The organism is Rhizobium sp. YS-1r, assembly GCF_000757525.1.
In the GTDB taxonomy this organism is placed as follows: Bacteria; Pseudomonadota; Alphaproteobacteria; order Rhizobiales; family Rhizobiaceae; genus Neorhizobium; species Neorhizobium petrolearium.
Window position 1 is genome coordinate 44685 of record NZ_JPYQ01000003.1, and the last position, 21099, is coordinate 65783.

Genomic DNA, 21099 nt, shown 5'->3' on the forward strand with positions numbered 1-21099 from the left:
TCTGTCTCCCGCCCCATCGGGCCGCGATGTGCGTGGCACGAGCCAGTGCGGCCCGATGGGGCGGGCGGCAGGTCTATCCTTGCTTGAGGCGATCGTAAGGGAGCCGTGCCGCGCCTGCGGCGCGGCCGGTACCGGATCAACGAATGCCGGCCGGCACCATGGCGGCGAGACGCCGGGCGGCCTCCATCACCAGCGGGCCTTTTTCCTCGACGTCGGCGATGACGGTCGGGAACAGCACCGTCACGCATACCCTGCTCGGGCCGGCGTGATCCGGGACGGGCGCCGAGATCGCGGTCGCCTGGTATTCCATGACCCTGTCCCGCGCCGCAAAACCCCGGCTGCGCGCGAGACGCAGTTCGGCGTCATCGTCGGCACGTGCCGGCAATGTCATGCGCAGCGCAAGCCCCGACGTGCTGTCCATCGGACGGCGCGCGCCTTCCCGCGAGCGCACCGCCATGCGCGCAAGTTCCGCCTCCACGGCGAGCACGTAGACCACCTCGTCGCCGTCGGCGAGGCCGAGCACCGCGGTCGTGCCCAATCGCTCGGCAAGGTCCCGAACGACCGGGAATGCCGTCTGCCGCAGATCGCGCTTGACGTTCCGCGTCAGGCTGAGCAGGCCGAGACCGAGCTCGAAATGGCCGTCGCGCGTCGGCGTGCCGAGCAATTGATGGTACTCGAGCGTCTTCAAGAGCCGGTAGACGATGGGGCGGCTGAGCTTGAGCCGGGAGGCGATCTGTTGCGCGGTCAGCGGCTGCCCGGTTTCGGCCAGGACCTCCAGCACCCTGATCCCGCGGCTCAGCGTCTGAGCGACCGAACGGTCGAAACCGCCTTCCGGTCCGCCGTCGCCGGCCAAATCAGACAAATCGGTCGGGTCGGACATTTCGGACTGCCTTCGGGATTTTCAAACGGAAGTGGATCATAGCCGCGTTGCACGGTCAGTTGAAGACCGGCCGGAGACGCCTCCACACATGCCGGAGGCCCGGCAGCAGGAGCACGACGACCGTCGCCGACAGAAGCGTCAGGGAGATCGGCCGGCTGAAGAAGATCTCCGGCGAATTCGCGGACAGAAGCAGGCTCTGGCGCAGGTTGGTCTCCAGCAGTGGCCCGAGCACGACCGCCAGAATGAGCGGCGCCAGGGGATAGCGATAGATACGCATGAAATATCCCAGGATGCCAAATACCAGCATTACCCCCACATCGAAGAACTGCAACTTGTCGAAATAGACGCCGATGATGCAGAGCACCGTGATGAAGGAGATCAGATAGGGCTGGGACCAGCGTATCAGGACGGTGAATGCCGGCACGAAGGCGGTGTTGAAGATCAGAAGCAGGAAATTGGCCAGGAAAAGACCGGCAATGGTCGCCCATATCACGTTGCCGGAGGTCTCCAGCATGCGCGGCCCGGGCTGCAGGCCGACGGTGATCAAGGCGCCCAGCAGCACGGCGGTGATCGCCGAGCTGGGAATGCCGGGGGTGAACAGCGGCACCAGTGCCCCGCCGATGGAGGCATTGTTTGCCGCCTCGGGCGCGCTCAGGCCCTGATCGGCCCCTGCACCGAATTTCTCGGGCGTTCGCGAAAGCCGCTTCTCGACGCTGTAGCTCATGAAGGTCGCGATCGTCGAACCCGCCCCCGGCAGAACGCCGATGACATAGCCCATGAGCGACCCCCGCAGGATCGAGCCCGCGTTGTTCAGGAGATCCTGCAGGCCGGGAATGAGTTCTTTCAGCCGGATGTCGGGCAGCTTCTCTTCCGGCCTTTCGCGTTCCGTCAGCAGCGCCAGCGCCTCCGAAATGCCGAACAGGCCGACGGCGATCGCGACGAAGCTCACGCCATCCCACAACAGGACGGTGCCGTAGGAAATCCGCACGTCTCCGGTGATGCGGTCGAGGCCGATCACCGCGATCAGCAGCCCGATTCCGAGCGAGACAAGACCCTTGAGCAGGTTGTCCTGGCCGAAGCCGCTGGTTGCGACGAGCGCAAACAGCATCAGGGCGAACATTTCCGGCGGCCCGAACCTGAGGCCGACCGCGCTCAGATAAGGCATCAGGAATATCAGGCCGATAAAGCCGATCGTGCCGCCGACGAAGGAGGCGATGGCGCTGATCGACAGAGCGTAACCCGCGCGCCCCTGCCGCGTCATCGGATAGCCGTCGAAGGTCGTGACGACGGCACTCGGTTCTCCTGGGACGTTGATCAGGATCGAACTGATACGGCCGCCATACATGGCGCCCTGATAGATGGCCATCAGCAGGACCAATGCCGGCACCGTGTCAAGCGTGAAGCTGAGCGGCAGAAGCAGGGCGATGCCCGCGACCGGCCCCAATCCAGGCAGCGCCCCGATGAAGGTGCCCAGGAGCACGCCGATAATGCTCCAGAGCAGGGCGTCGAAGGTGGCGAGATCGGCAAAGCCTTGCATCAGATTGGCAAGGTTATCCATGGAACAACTGCTTCCTACGTTTGCACGCCGTCATCCGAACAGGTCGCGCAGGCCGACATTCATGCCGAGCCAGAGGTCAAACACGAGATAGACGCAGAGGAGCGTGTTGAGGGTGAAGATCAGTGCGGCCCGCAACGGAACCCGTTCGACGAGGACGAGCCCGGCCAGCAGCACGATGCCCGTAATGGCCAGCAGGCCGATCAGGTCACCCACGGCAAGCGCCAACACGACCAGCCCCACGAGCATCAGCTGACGGGCCGTCACGATCGCACCATTCGGATCGGACCGCTCGGCGGCGGCCGTCTTCATCGGTCGCGCGATGGCCAGATAGGCCGCATGCCCACCGACGAGCACGATCATCAGCACGGACAGGACGATCGGAAAGAAACCCGGTCCGATCGTCTCGTCCGGCAGAAAAATCGGCAGGGACAGCGCCTGGACGAAGACGGACACGATGGTCGCCAGCAACACCAGGACGAACGCCACCTCGCTCCAGCGGCGACGGGATGCCCCAGTCGCCGTCGTGCCGTCAGCGTCGTCTTGCCGGTTGGTGTCCGCCTCGCTCATTTACCGTCGCCGCTGAGGTCCTGAAGGACGGCCCGGGTATCGGCGATGTATTTGACCACGGCATCGCCATACTGGTAGTTCACGGCAACGCCGATCTTGGCAAGCGCATCCCGGAACTGCTGGTTATTTTCGAGATTGGCGAGCGCCAGCTTCAGCCGGTCATGCACCTCTGCGGGCAGGCCTGCCGGCGCGTGGAGCGCGGAGAGCGATTCTAGAGACACATTGTAGCCAAGCTCCTTCATCGTCGGAACATCCGGAAGGAAGGGTGACCGCTGGGCGGAAGCCACCGCAAGCGGACGCGCGCCTTCGCCCACATAGGGCAGGATCGTCGTTTCCGGTCCGATATAGGCACTGATGTCGCCTGCCAGCAGTGCGGTAAGCGCCGCGGCCCCGCTTTCGAAGGGGATCTGCTGGGCGTTGACACCGGATTCCTTGAAAAGCCGCTGACCGGCCAGCTGGAGCGTGCTGCCCGCGCCGGGGTGACCGTAGGTAATCCGCAGATTGTTGGCCTTGGCGTCCTCGATGAATGTCTTCAGGTCCGTGATGCCGGATTTCTGGCGGACGCTCAGGGTCGGCGAACTGCCTCCGAACGAGACGATGAAGTCGAAATCCTCCGTCTTGTAGGCGAGGTCCGGGCGGCGGATCGGCTCCGACGTGAAGAGGCTGCTCGGCGAATATTGCAGCGTGTAACCGTCGGCCTTCTCCCTCACCAGCGCGGTCGTCGCGATGACCCCGCCTGCGCCCGGCCGGTTCTCGACCACGATGGTCTGGCCGAGTTCCTGCCCCAGATACTGGGCGATGACGCGCGCGGCCGTATCCGTCGATCCGCCGGCGCCGAGCGGCACCCGAAGCGTGATCTCCTTTTCCGGCCACGCCTCGGCGCGCGCACCCAAGGCGCCGAGCAGCAGCGGCGCGGCTGCGGCAATTGCAACGATAAGCTTCCTCATCTCTTCCTCCCGGTTTGTGGCGGCAGGCTGCACCCGCTGCCGGAATGCTCAGGTTCTGACGACGAAATAGTCGTCTTCCAGACTTACCACGTCGGCGGACGCTTTCTTTAGGTAGGCCACCTCCTCGGGAACTTCGGAGAAGGGGGCGAAATAGGGCTCCAGAGTGTCGTGGTCCGGTTTGACGAAACGCCCGGACCAGCGCCGTTTGCCTCCTGCGATCTCCAGCTCGACCACCAGGCCCGGTCCGCCGGGATGCTTCAGCCGCGCCACGAAAGGCCAGCCGAATATCACCTGGCTCAGCCCGTAGAACAGCGGCTTGCCCTCGTAGACTTCGATCGGCTGGACGACGTGCGCGTGGGAACCGAAGACCGCGTCCGCACCGGCATCGACCACAGCGCGGGCGACGGTGCGTTGGTACTCCACCACCTCGCGCTGCGACGAAACGCCGAAGTGAAAATAGGTGAAGAGAAGATCGACGTTCTCGCGCAGAGCGGCAACATCAGCCGTCAGCTCAGCCAGTTCGTCCGCGTTGGGGAAGGTATGGACGATGGCAGGCGCGCCAGGCAGTTCGATCAGGCGCGGATGCGGCTGGTAGGCCGTCGTGACGCGCAGCGGCATCACGCCCGCCTGATCCTCCAGCGCCTCGTGATGGTGGGGCCAGAACACGGAGGTGCGCGAGATCATGCCGATGCGATAGCCGCCGACCTCGATGATCATCGGCTGGCGGGCCTGCTCGCGGTTCAGCCCCGCTCCTGCGTGACCGATGCCCGCTTCGCCGAGCTGCTCAAGGGTACGCGCGATCGCGTCGCGGCCAAACGTGACGTTGCTCGCAAGGCTCAGGGCCTTGAACCCTGCCGAAGCGAGCGCTGGGGCGTGGCCTTCGCCGACATGGGTGAAGCCCGCCTTGTAGAACAGCTCCTCAGGCTTGGCGAGCAGACCCTCGAGCACGCCGGCCGAAAGATCGAGCGTGTCGAGATAGGGCATCAGTCGATGAAAAGGATTCCGGTCGAGCGGGAAATCGAGAAGGTTGATGTCCCCGACGAACCCCATTTTGAACGTCTTTGAAACCGCAGTCACTCTCAACCTCGCTTGTCCGATATACGGATCACTGTCCGCTATTCATAGTATTGACCAAGCAGATGATCGTCAACGTCGGGGCGTCACTTTTGAACCGGCATCTGCGGACGATGGCCGGGCACCGTCGAACCGGGCTCATGACAAGCTTGATGGGGCTGCTGCCGCGCACGCCATCCATGATGATCGTCGACCGACGCAGGAGATTTTCCTGCACGCCGAAGCGGCTGAGTTCAGGCTCTCCTGTTTAAGAAAGGCCTCATGTATAGCCTTTCGGGCGGAGCCCGGACGCTGTTCGACCATGCACCACGAAGGACGGAACGGCACGACAGCTGACTCGCTCGGCAGCCTCGAAGCCGCCGGCGGCGCGCAATCATTGATAGGCGGCACCTGCTGCGTCAGGGCCAGTCTTCGTCAGGAGGGATGGGTTTGACGTAGCTCCAGAACGTCTCCGAAGCGACGCTCAGCCTTTCCTTCGGCCGGAACAGGCGGACCTCCATCGGAATGCTCCAATGGGCGCCGCCGGCCTCGACCAAGGAGCGACTGGCGAGTTCGCGGCGCACCACGCTTGCCGGCACCCACGCGACGCCGCGGCCTTCGAGGGCCAGACCCAGCAGCAATGCCAGATGTGATGTGGCGATCGGCACGAGCTTCGGCTTCAGCTGCTCGATATCGAATACGGTGCCGAAGATACGCCCGAGGCCTGTCTGCTTCTCATAGGCAAGCAGGGGGATCGAATCCGCCCCGCCGTCATCGAGATGATAGAGAGGCTTGCCTTTCCCATCCGTGGCAACAACCGGCATCAGGCGGTCGGGCAGGATGGAGATCCAGGTGAATTCTTCCGAGGGCAGTCGAAAGGCCATGTCGTCATAATGATGGCACAGCAGAAACTGCGCCCTCCCTTGCAGCATGTCGTATTCGCATGGCTCAAGGCCGCCCGAAGTCAGGTGGATGCTGTCTATCTTGAACTTGCCGGTGATGGTCTTCAGCCACTTCGGAAAGAAACTGAGGGACAGAACCTGCGTTGCGGCGAACCTGAGCGTCGCCTTGGAACTCTGTTCGGCCTCCTGGGCGACCTGCCGGGCCTTGTTGATCCTGTCCAGGATTTCCACCGCATAGTCGACAAACTGCCGGCCCGCATCGGTCAGTTCCGCGGGATGGGAGCTGCGATCGACAAGCGTTGCGCCGGCCCAGTCCTCGAGCAACCGGATGCGACGGCTGAAGGCCGGTTGCGTGACGTTGCGGATTTCGGCCGCGCGTGAAAAATTGCCGCTTTTGGCAAGCTCCACGAAGTCCATCAGCCATGCAGAATCCATAGGCAAATCACACGTAATAATTGTATCTGAAATCGGCATTGGAGGCGAACTCTCCGACTTGATAATAATGCCGCACGGCTGGAGTAGCAAGGTCGGAGGAGCGAGAGTTGCTACGGACGAGCGGGAGGAGGCACATCCCTTGTGGGGAGGTGCCAATCGTCGATGCGCGCCCATGCGGTTCTCAATTCCTTTGCCGGATTTCCGCCTATCCAGGAAATTCAAGAGGATAACATGACGATCAAGTCGGCGCGCGTGACCGCATATTCGGCTCCCTACGATGAGCCCATCACCAATGGCCTTTACACCTATACGCATACGGAGATCGCCGTCGTGGAGCTGGAGACGCGCTCCGGCGTTGTCGGTATCGGCTGGACGCATGGCGGCAAGATCGTTTATGAAGCTCTGAAGGAAATCGCGCAGGTTGTCGTCCGCCAGCCGCTCAATACCGAGCGCATCTGGAGCCTGATCTACCGGCCGAAACTGTTCGGCCGCCGCGGACTTGAAACCCGAGCCCAGAGCGCCGTCGACATCGCCGTCTGGGATGCGATCGGGAAGGAATGCGGCCGCTCCGTCCACCAGATGCTCGGCGGATACCGCGATACCGTCCCGGCCTATGTCGCCGGCGGTTATTACGGCAAGGGGAAGGGTCTCGACGGGCTGCAGCAAGAGGTCGCCGAGAAGACCTCGCGCGGCGCCAAGGCGATCAAGATGAAGATCGGCGCCGTGCCGCTGGCAGAGGATTTCGCCCGTGTCGACGCGGTTATCGAGGCGGTCGGCCCCGGCGTATCCGTCCTGACCGATGCGAACAATGCCTATAACCGGCTCGACGCGCTGAAGATGGCCCGCTTCCTGGAGGAGCGCGGCTGCTACTGGTTCGAGGAGCCCCTGTCTCCCGAGGACAACGAAGGCGCCGCCGACCTCGTCCGCCGCACGGATATTCCGATCGCGCTGGGAGAGAACGAATACACCGTCACCGGCTTCCGCGAACTGATCGTCGCGCGCGCAGCAGACGTGCTGAACGCCGATGCGCAGATCCTTGGCGGCATTACCGAATGGCAGAAATGCGCCCATTATGCCGACGCGAACCATATTCCGGTCGCCCCGCACGGCGACCAGGAAATCCATGTGCATCTTGTTGCCGCAGTCCCGAATGGGCTGATCGTCGAATATTACGACAACAGCCTCAACCGGCTGAAGGACGCGATGTTCAAACAACAGCTCGAAGTCAATCCGGACGGCTCGATCAGCGCCCCCACGCGCCCCGGCCTCGGTTTTGACCTCAATCACGCCGCGATGGAAAAATTCAGGATGTACGACTGACGAGCCTGCGGCGCACGCCGGCAGGACCGGAGCCGCAGCCAATCAAATAACGACGTTCAACTGGAGGAGGACAGAATGAGAGGACTGAAGGCATGGATGGCGGCGGCAGGCACCGCAACGCTTTCCCTTTTGGCGACCGGAGCCCTGGGCCAGGATGCAAAGCCGGGCGAGGACCTGGTGGTCTATACCGGAACCGGTATCCCGACCGATTTTGCCGATGCGCTCGTTGAGCCGTTTTCCAAGCACATGCAGGAGAAATACGGCGTTGCGGTGCATGTCCGCACGGTTCCGGGCGCAATTCCCACCGTCTGGGCGCAGCTACAAACCGAATGGCCGAACCCGAGCGGCGACGTCTACTGGCTTTACAACCAGAACATCCGGGCTGGCATCGATCTCGGCTACTGGCTGCCGTTGCAAGACAAGTTCACCGCCGAGGAATGGGCGAGCTTCGACCAGAATGCCATGAAGACCCTCAACACCACGGGATATTCCGCACCGATCGAAATCTCGGCCTGGGTTCTTGTCGTCCAGAACAGCCTTGCCGACGGCAAGGTCACCTCGATGAATGACCTCGGCAGCGAGGAGTTTGCCCATCGCATCACCTTCGACTCGGCACTTTCCGTCGGCTCGGGCTATAATGCGATCGCTGCAGCGGCCGCGATCCGTGGCGACGACTGGCACACCTGGTTCCAGAACGGCGACTTCAACGAGGAAGCCGCCCGTCCGACATTCGAACTGGTCGCCGAATGGGCCGAGAACGCCCTGACACTCACCCAGGGTTCCGGCTCGATCCGCCCGCTGCTTCGCCGCAGTGAAGCGCTGATCTCCGCATGGTGGTGGCACAATGCGGTCGAGGAGGTGAAGACCGGCACGCCGGTTCACATCGTCGAGCCGAAGGAAGGCGTCGTCTCGCTCGTCCAGTCCGGTCCGGTCATCTCGTCGAAGACCAAGAACCCGGTCGCTGCCGTCGAATGGACGAGATTTGTCCACTCCGCGGAAGCCAATGAGATCGCCCAGAAGGTCGGTTACCTCAACAAGCTGCCGCGCACGGGCGAATCCGCCTCGCCGCAGTGGGAGGATTTCGCCAGCAAGGCGAAGCTGATGTGGGTCGACGAATTCCGCGATGCAATGCTCGATCCCGCCTACAATCAAAAGGTGCTCGACCTCTATAATCGCGTCGTGATCCAGGGCCAGTAACCACCTCCTTGCGGGACTTACATGACAGAACTTCGTCCTCCCAGGGAAGAAGCGCGTCCGCCGGTGCCTTCGTCAGTGCGGGCATCGGTGGACGGTGAGGGGTATCGTACCCTGCGCCGGCGCATCCGCCGGGAAAAGCTCTTCTTCCGCCTCTGCACGCTTCCGGCGATCTTCGTGACAGGACTGGTCGCGATCGTTCCGCTGGGGCTTCTCTTCATCAACAGTCTGAGAAACCAGAGGAGCGGCGATTTCTCGCTGGAATATTATGTCGCTTCCTTCGGCAATGCCTTCTTCATGCGCACCCTCGGAACGACCATCCTCATGGCATTCTGCGTGGCGCTCACCTCCATCGTGCTCGCCCTGCCGATGGCCTATCTTCTGGCGCGCCGGACGATGCTCCGAAACTTCATCATGCCGGTCATCACCATTCCCCGCATGCTGCCATTCGTGGTGATCGGTTATGCGATGATCCTGCTGCTCGCACCGATGACCGGTGTCGCCAACAAGGTGCTGCTCGGGCTCGGCATCCTGTCCCAGCCGGCGTTCATCCTGTTCGACTGGCCGGGCCAGGCGATCGCCTTCATCTATAGCGGCATCGTCGTCGCGACGGCCGTGCTGACGGGCGTTCTCATGTCGGTCGATCCGCAACTCGAGGATGCGGCCGTCAGCATGGGCGCCACGCGCCTGCCCACCTTCTTCGTCATCACCATTCCGCTCGCCATTCCCGGCATCATCGCCGCGAGCGCGCTGATCTTCACTTCGGTCGTGACGTCCTACGCCATTCCCGTGATGCTGAACGGACGGGTTCCCTACATGGTCTCACTGATCGTATCCGCCAATCTCCTGACACTGCAGCAGCCGCATCTCGCCTATGCCCAGGCGGTGATCATCTCGTTGCTGGCGATCGGCGTCACGGCGCTGGCGCAATTCGTACTGATGCGCTACGGCAGACAGGGAGGGCAGCGATGAGCGAGAAATCCGCGCCCGTCCGCCGCGCCAGCCCCTCCGGCCTGTTCGGCAAGGGTCTGCTGGTCGTTTATGTCGGCCTCATGCTGGTTTGGCTGCTCTTCCCGATCGTGCTGGTGCTGCTCGCCTCCTTCCAGGGAAAGCTCGAGGTCTCGCTTTCGGTCGCCGACGTTTCGCTGGAAGCCTACAGGGCGATCCCTCCCGCTTACTGGGAGGCCTTCTGGTTCACCGTGCGGATCGCTTTCACTGCGACGATCGTCGCCCTGCTGGTCGCGGTCCCCGCGGCCTGGGCGATGAACCGCGGCCGGCTCGCCGGCAGCCGCCTGATGAGCAATCTCGTGCTGATCCCCGACGTGGTGCCGCAGCTCATCCTCGGCATCGCTCTCCTGACGGTGTTCATCCCGCTGCGGCTCTCGAACAGCTTCGCCGGCGTGCTGCTCGCGCTCGTCGCGCTTAGCCTTTCGACCGGGCTTCGCTTCACGGAAGCCCTGCTGGCCGGCCTGCCGGAAGAATACGAGCAGGCGGCCCAGACGCTCGGAGCCGGGCGGCTGACAACCCTCCGGATCGTCACCCTGCCGCTAATTGCGCCGGGCGTGGCGATCGCCGCGCTGTTCATCTTCATGCAGAACCTCGTCACCTTCGAGCTTCTCTTCTTCGTTTCCGGTCCGAATGCGACGCCGATCTCTATCCGGCTCTTCAGCGACATCGTCGACCGCGGCGTGGTGCCCTATGCGGTCGCCATGGCCGGAATCCTCGTCTATGTGGCGATCGCCTTCTACACCATGGTCGCGATCGTCCTCGGTCCCAAATACATGGCCGGCTCGGTCATGAGCCGCAAAGGTTGATCATCATGAACTTGCCAGACCGCAGCCGCTCCCAGCCGGTGCATATCAGCCATATCCGTAAGTCGTTCGGCGCCTTCGTGGCCCTCAAGGATTTCTCGCTGGATATCGAGGCCGGCGAGTTCGTCACCTTCCTCGGCCCGAGCGGCTGCGGGAAGTCGACGACGCTGAAGATACTCTCCGGCCTGACACCGCAGGATGCCGGCGAGATCCGTTTCGGCGACAGGCGCATCGACATGCTGCCGGCCAACAGGCGCAATATCGGCCTCGTCTTCCAGAATTACGCGCTATTCCCGCATATGACGGTCGTAGAAAACATCGCCTTCGGCCTGCGAATGCGGAGCTGGAGCAACACCGCGAAGGCTGCACGGGTCGATGAGCTCCTCGCCCTTGTGCGCCTGGAAGGCCTCGCCGAGCGACGCCCGGAGCAACTGAGCGGCGGGCAGCAGCAGCGTGTCGCCGTCGCCCGGGCGCTCGCCTTCGAGCCGGATCTCGTACTGCTCGATGAACCCCTGTCCAACCTCGACGCCAAGCTGCGCGAACAGGTGCGGATCGACCTGCGCGACATCCAGCGGAAGGCAGGCCAGACGACCGTCTTCGTTACTCACGACCAGGTGGAGGCTCTGGTCATGAGCGACCGCATCGTTCTGATGAATGCCGGGCAGATCGACCAGGTCGGCACGCCCGTCGATCTTTATTCGACGCCCGCCACCGAATTCGGGGCGAGGTTCGTCGGCGCCAACAATCTCCTGAAGGCAACCATCACCGGCATCGGCACCGATCCGCAGGCACATGTGCAGGGCGCCGGGCTGTCGATCTGGCTGGCGACGGTATCCCCGCTGGTCACCGGTCCGGAGATCTGGTGTTGCGTCCGCCCCGAGCACATCGCCATCCGCGCCCCCACTGAAACAGGACCGGAAACGGGCACGCTCGGCAAGGTGACCGACAAGATCTACCAGGGAACGACCGTGCTACTCGACATCGAGATCCCCGGAGTGGAGAAGATGCGCGCCGAGCGGCCGACATCCGAGGCAAACCGGATCAACATCGGCCAGACCGTGAACGTGCTATTTGAACAGGCGCATGCGGTGCCGAGAATGCCTTGAGGATCGATCGGTTGTCTGCAGTGCCGGGCGGCGCGCCGGTTGCCGCTCATCCGGCGGCGACAACCGATACGAACAGGCCTCCCAATACGGTGATGTCACGTTGTTTGACTGAAGTCGGGTGAAGGGCTTGCCGTTGAACTCAGGCAGCAGCGCCGGTTACGGCCTCCACTGGGCCATTGCGCGGAGATGATGAATGTGGGTGGCGAGGGCGGAATGCTTCTGGTGTGACGGGACGAAGTGATTTCTGATTGCCGAAAAGACCGCGATGAATCGTTGCAATCCGCCGGCGGATCGGAAGCCTTGCATCTCTCGCTTTCGCAGCGGCCGGTGTGAATTTTCCGCGCGATTGTTCAAGCCTTTATGCGATCGATGTTCGACCGTAGGCATCACATCCCGCTTTGCCGCTCCATATGAGCGCAGTTTGTCGGTAATGATCCGCTTCGGCGTGAGGCCTTGCTTCTTCAGCAGCCTGACCAGCAATCGCCTGGCAGCCTTCATGTCACGACGAGCCTGTACGATTTCATCGAGAACATATCCGTGCTGGTCGACAGCTCGCCAAAGCCAGTGTTTCTGGCCACCTATGGAAATCACCATCTCGTCCAGATACCCAGGTGTCCTTTCGCGACGGCTTCTTTCATCGCAACTGCTTTGCGCAGGCAGCACCGAACTTACTGCTCCATCGCCGGATCGTTTCATAGGAGACGACGATGCCGCGCTCCAGAAGCACTTCCTCGACCAGCCGCAGGCTCAGAGGAAACCGGAAATAAAGCCACACGGCATGGGCAATGATCTGCGGTGGAAAACGATGATTTTTTGTAGCTGATGATCGACGGGTTCATGGCGCCGGCTTAGCCTTCAACCCTTAAGTCGCCAGTAACGTGACATCACCCGTGTCGATGCTATGCGGTTTCCACGATGGCGCCCTCGATCACGACCCCGGAGTTCGGGTATTTCCAAAGCGCAACAAGCAGCTTGCGTGCCAGCGCGACAATGGCCGTTTTCTTCATGCGCCCGCCGTTGCGTTCAACGCGAGCCTTGAACCATTTCGTCAGCGCCGAAGCTGGCTGATGCCACAACCACAGCCAGGACAGCTGGATCAATGTTGTCCTCAGTTCCGGATGCCCGCCTTCGAGACACCTTGTTCCCAATTGATCGTCCCGCTATGCTAGGCGATCGGCCTTCACGTCATGACGATCTTCCAGCCACGTCGCCAGGTCGGGCATGGTTATATCCGGTTGCGCCTCCACCTTGGTGATGATGTCGTCCCGGTAAGGGCCCTATTTGCCGACGCCGCTGGGCCGTCCTCGCCGCGACGGCTCGACCGAGCCCGTTCGATCCGACCGCTGCTTGAGCCGCACCGCCGTGGCGGGCGAAACCTTGAAAGCAGCCGGCCGCTCGCCGCGACTTGCCTTCCGATATCGCATCAACAATCCGTTGACGAAGGCCCAAAGAATAGGCGCGAGACATGGCAAGTCCTCCTGCCATGTTGAATCATAAAATCGAAGCTGATGGAATCGGGCGGATTCACAAAATCCGCCCGACGATCCAGTCGATAAATACAGAGGCTTCCGGCGCTCACTTCAATTTCGTGGTGACGAGCAACGTCTGCCATAGTCGTGTCGCCGTTCAATGTTTCCGAAACAATTGCCTCTTTATCGGGCCCGGCCGAATTTCCGACGCCGCACACTCCCGGGTAAAATCTCAAGATTATGAATAGACACGTCGTTATCCTGGTGGTTAGCAACGTGGCGAAACGCCAGCCTCACGAAAACAACGGCAATTCCTCAATCGAACAAGGCGGTCTTGCTCGGATGGATACCCTTCAAGAGCCCAGCGTGCCTGTATACGGTTTTCTCGACTTGCTGAGAACTCTAGCCGCGATTTCCGACCGTGCGCTCCAGGACGTACTCATCGTCTCACTCATCTTGCTTAGCGTTCCGTCGTTGCGGAAACGTCTGCCAGAGACGACAAATCGACCAAATGAATCAACAGAAGTCGCTGAGCGCACAAATCCTTCCTTCCACGGCGTTTAGAGAGCGGCAATCCCCCAAATGGGTTAGATCAAAGCGGCAACAGAATTTGATCCGCGCCAGCTCGCAGACCAGGGCGCGGAAGGTGGCATTCTAGGCTATTACACCACAGCAGGGGCATCGCCAACGTAACGACGGAGTTCTCGAGCGACCGCGACGATCGCTAGCTCTGCGCCTCTGGCATGCTCACCACTAGGCCGTCAAGGTCGTCTGAGACGCGCAATTGGCAGGTCAGGCGCGAGCGGGCCGGATCCGGCTGGTAGGCGAAATCCAGCATATCCTCTTCCATTGGCCCCGGCGGCGGCAGCCGGTCCATCCAGCCGGGATCGACGTAGACATGGCAGGTGGAACAGGCGCAGGCGCCGCCGCAATCGGCTCTGATGCCGAGTATGCCGTTGTCGCGTGCACCTTCCATGACCGAGACGCCATTGGGCAGGTCGATGACATGTTGCCTGCCGCCGAATTCGATATAGGTGATCCTTGGCATGTTATGCTCTCCATTACATCCGCTTGCGCCTGCCTGCTTCGATTGAGGCATGCGAAACACCACCCGCCCCGTTTTCGGCGGCAGCGGTCGTTTAGGCTGGTCCCGGTCACCGCATTAGTTGTGGCAGGACCAATACGATCTGCGGGAAGATCGACATGATCAGGATGCCGAAGAGGATCACCGCCACGAACGGCCAGGTCGAGTTGTAGATATCGATGATGTCGCTGCCCGGGACCGCTGCCTTGAAGACGAACATGGTCATGCCGAACGGTGGCGTCATGCCGCCGGTGACGACGTTTATCAGGTAGAGAGTCCAGAACCAGATCGGGTCGAAACCGACCGCCGCAATGATCGGCGAGAAGACCGGCACCGAGATCAGCATCCATTCGGTGGCACCGAGGAACATGCCGGCAAGCAGCGTGATGCCCATCAGCATCAGGAAGACCAGCCAGGGCGCCATGTTCCAGCCTTCGACGATCGTCACCATATGCTCGGTGGCGCCGGTGAAGGACAGGAGTTGGCCAAACAGGTTGGCGCTCATGATGATGACGAAGACGGAGCCGGAAATCTTGGCGGCTCCCATCATCGATACCCAGATCATCGCCCAGCTGAAGCTGCGCAGCCAAAGCGAGACGAAGACAGTGGCGAGCACGCCCATCGCGGCGGCTTCGGTCGGGCTTGCAATCCCTGCCAGCATCAGGCCGATCACCGCCAGCATCACGAAAACGAAGGGGAACATCCGTCCAAGGCCACGAATCCGGTCGCCGACGGTGCGGTGGATCGTGGTATCGAGCGGCGGCGCCTTTGAGGGATCGATCAGCACCCGGATATAGGCATAGGCGATATAGAGGGTGGCCAGCAGCAGGCCGGGCAGGATTCCGGCGACCAGCATCTGGGCGATCGACGCATTCGCCAGCGCCGCCAGGACCACAGTCAGGACGCTTGGTGGAATGATCGGTGCGATCGTGGCACCTGCGAGGATCAGGCCCGTCGACATTTTTTTGTCGTAACCGCGCTCAACCATGCCGGGGTATATCGACCGGCCGAGCATGGCGGCATCCGCCATGGCGGATCCGGACACGGTGCCCATGACTGTCGCAACAAGCGTACAGAGCGCATAGAGCCGGATACGCATCTGACCGAGCATCGCGTCGAAGGCGTCGTAGAGTTCGTCGATCGCCCGCGAGCGCGACAGCATCTCGCCCATCAGCAGAAACAGCGGCACGGCGATAAAGGCCTCGCTCGTCAGCGTCGAGACCAGGCTGTTGGAAAACATGCCAAATGCGGACGGCCCAAGGATGAACACGATACCGGCCACATTGATCAGCAGGAAGACGACGAAGACCGGCAGACCGGCGAAAGTCAACAGGATGACCGAGCCAAAAACGCCGCTGAGCGTGAGGTACCAAGGTAGGCTAAGCAAGTGACACCTCGGCGCTCGGCGCTGTCTTGACGGAGAGAAGCCGTGCGAAATGACGGCAGAAATGCAACGTGGAACTGCCGAGGCCGTAAACGATCGGCGCAAGCAGCCACCATTTGGGGATGAACAGCGTATCGGTCGTCTTTACTCCGCGGCGCATGGCACGCAGGGTTTCCTCGGCGGAGATATAGGTTGAGATGCCGCAAACGATGATACAGGTGAAAAGCACGCCGACGGCCAGGATATAGGCTGCGCGCGGCGGCAGGTAGTTGCCGATCGAGACCGAGACATGGTCCTCGACCATCACCAGATACGGCATCATCAGAAGGACCGTACCCAGCATCAGATAGATCGCCACCGCCGCCGTCCAGCTGCTCGGAGAATGCAGGAAATACCGGGTCACCACCTCGCTGCAATAGAGAAGGCTGATGATGGCGACAAAGACCGCGGCGATCTTGGCACCGAAATGCGTCACCGAGTCATGCAGCTTTGCGAGCTGCGAAAAAACAGACATGGGACCTCCTCACGCTTTAGGGAGAAGCGTCGCAAACGATGCGACGCTCGACGATGTCACGAGGCGGGGCCGGTATAGACGAGGTTGTTGTCCTTCACGAACTTGACCAGTGCCTCGGCCTCGGCGCCGCCGTTCTTAATCGTCTGGTCCCAAATTGCCTGGTTGTAGTAGACGTTGATCTTCTTGGCTGCGTCCGGGGTCAGCATCTTGAGGGCGGCACCCTGCTTGACCAGCGCCGCTTCATCCGCCGCTGCGATATCCGCGACGACCTTGAGGCACTGCTCCTCGAAGTGACGACCGGCCAGCAGCATCTTCTTCTGAAGGTCTGGTGACAACTTGTTCCACTTGTCGAGGTTCATCACCACCAGCGCCGTGCCCTGGCCGAAGGTCGGGCGGACCTGGACTTTGGAGATTTCGCCCATTTTGGCCGAAACAACCCCGTGGACCGGGAAGGCGGTGCCGTCGATCAGGCCCTTTTCCATTGCAGTGTAGACTTCATTGACCGGCAATTGGACTGGGGCTCCGCCCAAGGCTCGGATGGTGCCGTCATAAGCGGGATTGCTACGGATCTTCATGCCCAACAGCGTGCCGTCGGCGCTGAGGTCGCTCCGCAGGAGGAACTGGAAGCCCGTTGATGGACCTGCTGCGATCAGCTTCAGGTTGCGCTTCTGATAAGCCTTGTCGATCATGTCCCAGAGGCCGGAGGAATGTCGCTTTTCCGCATCGGCCACCACCGTATCCATGATCTGTCCGACCACGGTATCACCGGCATGATAGGCCGGATTGGTATAGTGCAGATCGAAGACGCCGCTCATGACCGGCTCAAGCTGCTCAAACGGCGGTACGACGCCGTTGTCGAATTTCTGGATCTTGATCTCGCCGCCCGTGTCCTTCTCGATGGTCTTCATCAGAAAATCGCCGACGGCGATGTTGCCGGCGCTCGTCTGGTTCCATGGCATCAGCATGCGCAGGGTTTCGGCAGCCTGCGCGGCATTGATCATCGAAAACGACATGATTGCCGCGGTTGCGGCTCCCAAGAATCCGCTGTTCATTCGATAACGAGACATGATTTCCTCCCTTGCCTCCTCGATTGACGCGGGCTTCCCCGCACTTGTCCGGCGCCGTCCCCTCTCGACGTTCGCTGGCCGTTACATCTCCACGATGATGTAATCTTCCTCTACGGTCACCGGGAATGTCTCGGCGACGTAAGGACCTTTCACCAGCGTCGCGCCCGGCTCTACCTTGACGCCGAACTGGCGCACATACATGGAGCCAGGGTCGCACCAGGACTGGCCGGTGCGGATATCGAATTCCCAGCCATGCCATGGACATTTCAGGATTTCGCCGCTTCGGCTGGTCTCGATCTCGCCCGACCGCTTGGCCTGCACGAGATGGGTAATGCGGCCGCGACAGAGATCCGCTCCCTGGTGGGGGCAGCGGTTGTGCAGCGCATAGAATTCGCCGTGGACGTTGAAAATCCCGATCGGCCGGCCCTTGACCTGGCGCACCAGAGGCTTGCCGGGCTGGACTTCGTGGACCCGGGCGACTACATGCTTCTCGCGCTCACGCAAAACCATAGATCTCCCTGGCATTGGCCGAGAAAATTCGGGCCTGGGTTTCCTTGTCGAGCGGGAACTTAAAAGCGTAGCGCGGGTCGTCCATGTCCCAGTGGGGATAGTCGGTCGCAAACAGCAACTTGTCCTGCCCGATCCAGTCGATGATGTCGCCGATCTGGCTCGCCACTTCCGGCTCCTCGACAGGCTGGGTGGCGTACCAGACGTTGCTGCGCATGTAGTCCGACGGCGGGTGCTTCACATGCGGCACCTCGCTGCGGTTCTTCGTCCACACCTTATCGAGACGCCAGCCGAGTGCCGGCGCCCAGGCGAAGCCGCCTTCGACCACCACGAATTTCAGCTTCGGAAAGCGTTCGAAGACGCCTTCCATGATCATGCTGATGATCGCTGTCTGCATCGTGTGGGCGTAGGAATGGTGCTCTTCGATATAGAACGACATCCAGCCCGCGCCCGATGGCGCGTACTGGCCATAACCGGAGGAGTGGATTGCGACCGGCATGCCGATCCGCTCCGCCGACTCGAAGATCGGCCAGTACTTTGCTTTGCCGAGCGGCTCGGCGGAGCGAGCATGCAGGACGATCTGGGCGAACTGCTTGTTGCCGGCGTGGCGCTCGATCTCCTTCAGGGATGCCGCGATATCTTCCTGCGGCAGGAGCAGCGAGCCTCTCAGCCGCGGTTCCGGATCGAGCCAATATGCCGTCTGCCATTCGTTGACCGCCGAGCATATAGCACTGGCAAGGCCCGGATGGAGAAGATTGCCGCCACCGCCCGGCCCGAAGGGCTGCAGGATGCCGTAGCGGATATCATAGAAGTCGAGGAGCTGTTCCTGCATTAGCTTCAGGTCCGAGCCGGCCGGGCCGACTTCGGGCATGGAATCCAGCCGGTTCTGCTGCACACGCGGAATATGCATCATTCCGAGGAACGGCTGCGACCCGCGAGCTCCGTAGGTCTCGACATGCTCCCGCCATTCCCTGGGCAGGAACTGGTAGAGATCGGCCCTTGTCTTCGGATAGGGGTGGATGTCGCAATCAATCAGCTCAAGCCTTGCGTGAGCGCGGGCGCCGGCGGCTGATATCTTTACGGCCTCGTTCATTTCACACCTCCCGATGTCACGCGCCGAGGCGCGGATAGGTTGCGAGCACGTTGTCGACGAGCATCTTCCGCAGTTGGTCCGCCGGCATGCCCTCCGGTACCGCCGCATCGCCGTCGAAATGCCAATGGGGATAATCGGAGGAAAAGAGCAGCATGTCGTTAGAGCCGAACTGCTGCATGACCTTGGCAACCGCTAGTGGCGGCGCGTCGAATGGCTGTGCAGTCAGGCGTATATGGTCGCGCATCATCTCAGCCGGGCTGCGGTCGACCCAAGGCACTTCGTTGCGTACACCGCGCCAGTCCTTGGAGAAACGCCACATGAAGGGCGGCATCCAGGTGACGCCGGATTCGATCAGCACGATCTTGAGCGTCGGATAATCGGCGAATACGCCTTCGGCTACGAGGTTGGCGACCTGCGCCGTGAAGGCGGAGATATGCGCCGTGTAATCCTCGGTAAAGGTCGAATAGAAACCGCTCTGCGACGGTGCATTGCGGAACATGCTGCCGGCATGCAGGCCGATCGGCAGGCCATGCCGGACCGCCGCCTCGAAAATCGGCTTGTTGACGGCGCGGCCGATGGGAATTTCGGTCTGGACCGGAATGATGACCTGCACGAAACGGCGGTCCACGGCCACCCGATCGATCTCTGCAGCCGCCGCTTCCGGGCGGCCCATATTGGTAACGATAGAGGCCCGCAGCCGATCGTCCTTGTCGAGCCAAGCCTCGCGGATCCACTCATTGTGAGCCCGGCAGAGAGCCTCCCCGAGGAAAGGATCGTGCATCATGCCGCCGGAAAACACCGGGTTTAGGATGGCCGCCCGGAGCTTCCAGCGATCGAGGATCTGCTCCTGCAGGGTTTCCAGCGAGGCACCGGATTCACCCTTCACGCCCCAGTCTGGCCTACGCATCAACGGTGCGTTCGGCGGAAAGGAGGTCAATTCCCGCATCAAGATGTCGCGATGCCTGGCCGTATCGGTCCAATGCGCGTCGAAATAAGGCATCAACTCGCGCGTATAGGGCGCACGCGGATGCACATCGCAATCGATCGCTCCTGCAAGGGTGCCGGCGTCAGCAGGCTTCGCCTTTTCGAGAACTGCGTCCAACAGGATCCTCCTCTCTGATCCGTCATCGACATTATGTTCCTATATAGTCAACAACGGCTCTTCCCGTTTTCCAATTAACCGTAAACCTAGCAGAGAAATGGCAATCGTCAATTGGTATTGGATGTATATTCTTGCAATTCGCCTTAGTTGTTGTCTATATTGAAACACGAGTCGAATCTGCAGGTGAATTTATGCGCGCTGTCGAAAAAGCCATTACGCTCGTCCACAAATTCGAGGAAAAGCCGGAATGGGGGGTCACCGATCTGGCTCGTGCCACCGGCATGGACAAGGCAATGACGCATCGCATCCTCAAGACGCTGATGCGCGCACAATGGGTGGAGCAGAACCTCGCTTCGAAGCTCTACAGCCTCGGTCCGGGCCTGCGCGACATTGCCGGCCTGCAGCATTCGCGGCTGGAAGTGCTGCGGGTTGCGGAACCGGTCCTCGAGGAACTGGCACGGCAGGTGAACGAGACAGTGCTGCTTTCAGGGCGGCATGACCTGTTCAACGTCGTTGAAATGATTAAGGAATGCACCCGTGAGGTGCGGGTCGTATCCGAGATCGGCCGCAAGATCCCGCTCTATTGCGGGGCGGCCGGAAAGACATTGCTCGCTTTCGATCATCCCTCGCTGCTGGAGCGTCTCCTCGGCGGTGGCCTGAAGACCTACACGGCCAATACGATCGGCGATCCAGAGGCGCTGAAGGCGGAACTGGAAACGATAAGGGAGCGCGGCTGGGGCTTCGAGAACGAGGAATATTCGACAGGCGTGTGCGGCCTTGGCGCGCCGATCTGGAACAGTGCTGGCTGCGTCACCGGCAGCATCGCTATCCGTGCTCCGTCGATGCGGATGACCGCCGGCGACATCGCAGCGATCGCGCCCCAGCTGACGAAGGCAGCCGCTGAGATTTCAGCGAAACTGGGTTTCAAGATGAAGCGCGAATTCGCTCACGGTTGAGATTGGACGCGGCGGGCCTTGCGGCTGGAGCATGCAGCCAAATTTCTTGCTTGGTAGATTCGATATACTTAGAAACCGGTAACTTCTCCGGGGTTGAGCACGGATTGTTAGGCCGGCTTCGTCCATGACCATTGCTTTTGCTCAAGGAGG

At 61.5% G+C, this 21099-nt stretch carries 19 protein-coding genes and 2 pseudogenes; 6 read left to right on the plus strand and 15 right to left on the minus strand.

What is annotated here, in order from left to right; translation table 11 throughout:
* Window positions 1–136 precede the first annotated feature (136 nt).
* From JL39_RS03580 to JL39_RS03605, 6 genes are all read right to left on the minus strand, one after another.
* A complete protein-coding gene (locus tag JL39_RS03580; RefSeq protein ID WP_210165740.1) occupies window positions 137–862 on the minus strand; it encodes a helix-turn-helix domain-containing protein in 726 nt (241 codons plus the stop codon).
* Window positions 863–935: 73 nt separating this feature from the next.
* Window positions 936–2438, minus strand: coding sequence for a tripartite tricarboxylate transporter permease (locus JL39_RS03585; RefSeq protein WP_037146353.1), 1503 nt, complete (start codon window positions 2436–2438; stop codon window positions 936–938).
* Between the two features lie 30 nt (window positions 2439–2468).
* Window positions 2469–3005, minus strand: coding sequence for a tripartite tricarboxylate transporter TctB family protein (locus JL39_RS03590; protein ID WP_037146355.1), 537 nt, complete (start codon window positions 3003–3005; stop codon window positions 2469–2471).
* Window positions 3002–3952 (minus strand): tripartite tricarboxylate transporter substrate binding protein, encoded by a 951-nt coding sequence (locus JL39_RS03595; RefSeq protein ID WP_052182640.1) that lies wholly within the window; start codon window positions 3950–3952, stop codon window positions 3002–3004. The genes JL39_RS03590 and JL39_RS03595 overlap by 4 nt, the downstream gene beginning before the upstream one ends.
* A gap of 48 nt (window positions 3953–4000) precedes the next feature.
* A complete protein-coding gene (locus tag JL39_RS30420; protein ID WP_052182641.1) occupies window positions 4001–5002 on the minus strand; it encodes a CapA family protein in 1002 nt (333 codons plus the stop codon).
* A 422-nt stretch (window positions 5003–5424) separates the two neighbouring features.
* Window positions 5425–6342: a LysR substrate-binding domain-containing protein gene (locus JL39_RS03605; RefSeq protein ID WP_037146357.1), complete on the minus strand. Its 918-nt coding sequence runs from the start codon at window positions 6340–6342 to the stop codon at window positions 5425–5427.
* Between the two features lie 231 nt (window positions 6343–6573).
* On the opposite strand from JL39_RS03605, the gene JL39_RS03610 reads away from it, so the two are divergent.
* The 5 genes from JL39_RS03610 to JL39_RS03630 all read left to right on the plus strand — a co-directional run bounded on the left by JL39_RS03610 (window position 6574) and on the right by JL39_RS03630 (window position 11773).
* A complete protein-coding gene (locus JL39_RS03610; protein WP_037146444.1) occupies window positions 6574–7662 on the plus strand; it encodes a mandelate racemase/muconate lactonizing enzyme family protein in 1089 nt (362 codons plus the stop codon).
* A gap of 75 nt (window positions 7663–7737) precedes the next feature.
* Window positions 7738–8859 (plus strand): extracellular solute-binding protein, encoded by a 1122-nt coding sequence (locus tag JL39_RS03615; RefSeq protein ID WP_037146359.1) that lies wholly within the window; start codon window positions 7738–7740, stop codon window positions 8857–8859.
* Between the two features lie 21 nt (window positions 8860–8880).
* On the plus strand, window positions 8881–9828 hold the full coding sequence (locus JL39_RS03620; RefSeq protein ID WP_081952693.1) for an ABC transporter permease subunit: 948 nt from the start codon (window positions 8881–8883) through the stop codon (window positions 9826–9828).
* Window positions 9825–10670: an ABC transporter permease subunit gene (locus JL39_RS03625; protein WP_037146363.1), complete on the plus strand. Its 846-nt coding sequence runs from the start codon at window positions 9825–9827 to the stop codon at window positions 10668–10670. The genes JL39_RS03620 and JL39_RS03625 overlap by 4 nt, the downstream gene beginning before the upstream one ends.
* A gap of 5 nt (window positions 10671–10675) precedes the next feature.
* Entirely contained in the window at window positions 10676–11773 is a 1098-nt protein-coding gene (locus JL39_RS03630; RefSeq protein WP_152601034.1) for an ABC transporter ATP-binding protein, read from the plus strand.
* Between the two features lie 139 nt (window positions 11774–11912).
* Here JL39_RS03630 and JL39_RS03635 read toward each other — a convergent pair.
* The 9 genes and pseudogenes from JL39_RS03635 to JL39_RS03675 all read right to left on the minus strand — a co-directional run bounded on the left by JL39_RS03635 (window position 11913) and on the right by JL39_RS03675 (window position 19993).
* A pseudogene (locus tag JL39_RS03635) lies at window positions 11913–12658 on the minus strand (IS6 family transposase).
* A gap of 14 nt (window positions 12659–12672) precedes the next feature.
* A pseudogene (locus JL39_RS03640) lies at window positions 12673–12935 on the minus strand (IS110 family transposase); the annotation flags it as partial.
* Window positions 12936–13966: 1031 nt separating this feature from the next.
* Complete coding sequence (locus tag JL39_RS03645) at window positions 13967–14290, minus strand: 2Fe-2S iron-sulfur cluster-binding protein (protein ID WP_037146368.1); 324 nt, start codon at window positions 14288–14290, stop codon at window positions 13967–13969.
* A gap of 106 nt (window positions 14291–14396) precedes the next feature.
* Window positions 14397–15713, minus strand: a complete 1317-nt coding sequence (locus JL39_RS03650; RefSeq protein WP_037146370.1) for a TRAP transporter large permease — start codon at window positions 15711–15713, stop codon at window positions 14397–14399.
* Window positions 15706–16224 carry a TRAP transporter small permease subunit gene (locus JL39_RS03655; protein WP_037146372.1) on the minus strand — a complete coding sequence of 173 codons (519 nt, stop codon included), beginning with the start codon at window positions 16222–16224 and terminating at the stop codon, window positions 15706–15708. Before JL39_RS03655 ends, JL39_RS03650 begins: the two co-directional genes overlap by 8 nt.
* Before the next feature lie 56 nt (window positions 16225–16280).
* A complete protein-coding gene (dctP, locus tag JL39_RS03660; protein ID WP_081952695.1) occupies window positions 16281–17291 on the minus strand; it encodes a TRAP transporter substrate-binding protein DctP in 1011 nt (336 codons plus the stop codon).
* A gap of 81 nt (window positions 17292–17372) precedes the next feature.
* A complete protein-coding gene (locus tag JL39_RS03665; RefSeq protein WP_037146377.1) occupies window positions 17373–17801 on the minus strand; it encodes a Rieske 2Fe-2S domain-containing protein in 429 nt (142 codons plus the stop codon).
* On the minus strand, window positions 17788–18891 hold the full coding sequence (locus tag JL39_RS03670; RefSeq protein ID WP_037146379.1) for an amidohydrolase family protein: 1104 nt from the start codon (window positions 18889–18891) through the stop codon (window positions 17788–17790). Before JL39_RS03670 ends, JL39_RS03665 begins: the two co-directional genes overlap by 14 nt.
* Before the next feature lie 16 nt (window positions 18892–18907).
* The gene (locus JL39_RS03675) at window positions 18908–19993 is read right to left on the minus strand and encodes an amidohydrolase family protein (RefSeq protein WP_052182643.1); all 1086 of its coding nucleotides are present in this window, start codon (window positions 19991–19993) and stop codon (window positions 18908–18910) included.
* Window positions 19994–20184: 191 nt separating this feature from the next.
* Here JL39_RS03675 and JL39_RS03680 point away from each other — a divergent pair, with 191 nt between their 5' ends.
* Entirely contained in the window at window positions 20185–20949 is a 765-nt protein-coding gene (locus JL39_RS03680) for an IclR family transcriptional regulator (protein ID WP_037146381.1), read from the plus strand.
* Window positions 20950–21099: the final 150 nt, after the last annotated feature.

Bases quoted from the DNA above. Each gene is read 5' to 3' on its own strand.
- dctP (WP_081952695.1), bottom strand. From the start codon at position 17,291: ATGTCTCGTTATCGAATGAACAGCGGATTCTTGGGAGCCGCAACCGCG.
- JL39_RS03680 (WP_037146381.1), top strand. From the start codon at position 20,185: ATGCGCGCTGTCGAAAAAGCCATTACGCTCGTCCACAAATTCGAGGAA.
- JL39_RS03610 (WP_037146444.1), top strand. From the start codon at position 6,574: ATGACGATCAAGTCGGCGCGCGTGACCGCATATTCGGCTCCCTACGAT.
- JL39_RS03620 (WP_081952693.1), top strand. From the start codon at position 8,881: ATGACAGAACTTCGTCCTCCCAGGGAAGAAGCGCGTCCGCCGGTGCCT.
- JL39_RS03655 (WP_037146372.1), bottom strand. From the start codon at position 16,224: ATGTCTGTTTTTTCGCAGCTCGCAAAGCTGCATGACTCGGTGACGCAT.
- JL39_RS03605 (WP_037146357.1), bottom strand. From the start codon at position 6,342: ATGGATTCTGCATGGCTGATGGACTTCGTGGAGCTTGCCAAAAGCGGC.
- JL39_RS03630 (WP_152601034.1), top strand. From the start codon at position 10,676: ATGAACTTGCCAGACCGCAGCCGCTCCCAGCCGGTGCATATCAGCCAT.
- JL39_RS03615 (WP_037146359.1), top strand. From the start codon at position 7,738: ATGAGAGGACTGAAGGCATGGATGGCGGCGGCAGGCACCGCAACGCTT.
- JL39_RS03590 (WP_037146355.1), bottom strand. From the start codon at position 3,005: ATGAGCGAGGCGGACACCAACCGGCAAGACGACGCTGACGGCACGACG.
- JL39_RS03595 (WP_052182640.1), bottom strand. From the start codon at position 3,952: ATGAGGAAGCTTATCGTTGCAATTGCCGCAGCCGCGCCGCTGCTGCTC.
- JL39_RS30420 (WP_052182641.1), bottom strand. From the start codon at position 5,002: ATGGGGTTCGTCGGGGACATCAACCTTCTCGATTTCCCGCTCGACCGG.
- JL39_RS03625 (WP_037146363.1), top strand. From the start codon at position 9,825: ATGAGCGAGAAATCCGCGCCCGTCCGCCGCGCCAGCCCCTCCGGCCTG.
- JL39_RS03585 (WP_037146353.1), bottom strand. From the start codon at position 2,438: ATGGATAACCTTGCCAATCTGATGCAAGGCTTTGCCGATCTCGCCACC.
- JL39_RS03665 (WP_037146377.1), bottom strand. From the start codon at position 17,801: ATGGTTTTGCGTGAGCGCGAGAAGCATGTAGTCGCCCGGGTCCACGAA.
- JL39_RS03670 (WP_037146379.1), bottom strand. From the start codon at position 18,891: ATGAACGAGGCCGTAAAGATATCAGCCGCCGGCGCCCGCGCTCACGCA.
- JL39_RS03645 (WP_037146368.1), bottom strand. From the start codon at position 14,290: ATGCCAAGGATCACCTATATCGAATTCGGCGGCAGGCAACATGTCATC.